Source organism: Mycoplasma sp. 2261 (genome assembly GCF_053851575.1).
Genome location: NZ_JBSQAX010000020.1, coordinates 1 through 1,296, shown reverse-complemented (window position 1 = coordinate 1,296; position 1,296 = coordinate 1). Strand labels below are relative to the sequence as shown.

At 27.5% G+C, this 1,296-nt stretch carries 1 protein-coding gene; it reads left to right on the top strand.

Translation table 4 applies throughout. The annotated features are described in order from the left end of the window. Window positions 1–1,296, top strand: a 1,296-nt coding sequence (locus ACWXVM_RS03155; protein WP_455994303.1) for a hypothetical protein, incomplete at both ends; no start/stop codon positions are given.

Below are 1,296 nucleotides of genomic sequence, written 5' to 3'. Positions count from 1 at the left end.
AAAACAATCTCCAAGTGTTGTTTAACCTGACAGATGAAATTTTAAATGCAAAAAATATTGATTCAAAATTTCCTTCTGATATCAAAAATAAAGGTATATTTGAAAAAGCAATCAAAGAAGCTGAAAAAATTCTTAATAATCCAAATGCAACCCTAGAAGAAAGACAAAAAGCACTAAATTCTTTACATGAAAAAATTTCAGAATTCCAAAAAACCCTATCATTAGAAAAACAAAACCTAATAAAGCAAATTAATGACTTAGTAAAAGATGCCGAAAATTATAAGAACACAACCCTCGATTATGACAAATATAAAAATTTAGCCAAAAAATTAGACGCTGAAATAACCAACATAAAAAATAAAATGAGCAAAGATAATGAAATTGCTACACTGAGAGAAATTCTAGAAAAAGCTAAACCACTAAAAAGTGATGCACAACAAATTAAAGAAGCTATTGATGGTTTAATCCAAGAATTACCTTCTTCACAAAAATTATTAAAAGAAATCGAATCAGCTAGTGATTTATTTAGTTCTCAAAAAATTGAGGACGAATTAAAAAATGCAATAAATGTAGGTAATGAAGCTCTAAAAAAACTTGACAAAAATAGTATTACAGAAGCTTTAGCTAATCTAAACAACAAATCAGAACAAGCAAGTGATTTAATTACAAAACAAAAAGACAAATTAATTAGTGAAATAACTGGCTTAATTGAAAAAGGACATCAACAATTAGATAAAATTAAATCTTCTGATGAATATGAAAATAATAGAGACCAAATTAGCGATGCCATTGAAAAAGCACAGCGAAACAATAATACTAATACTTTGTTAGGCGATCTAGTTACAAATAAAAATATACTTGATAGTTTATTAACAAAAACTAAAAAGCAAGTTGCAAGAGATAATCTGACCAGAGAAATTGCCATCGCAAAACAAAATCTTAAATATACCAAAGAAAATAATATTATTAGTCCAACTAATGAATTTGAAAAATTCATACAAGATGCTGAAAAAACGCTAGAAACATTAGATAATGAACAAAAATCCGTAGATGAAATTGAGGTTGAATATAACAACGGTGCTAAAACTTTAAAAGATAGCTACCTTCAAAAATCTAAGGAAGCATCTATAAGCACACTAGTTGAAGCTAAAGAACTTAACACTGAACTAGAACAAGAAAAATTTAAGGACAAGGGAACTTATCATGTTTCTAAAAAGGATCTACAATCAAGAATAAATTCGGCCGAAGAAACAAATAGCAATGCTAACTCAAATAGTTACAATGTTCTTGAAAAAC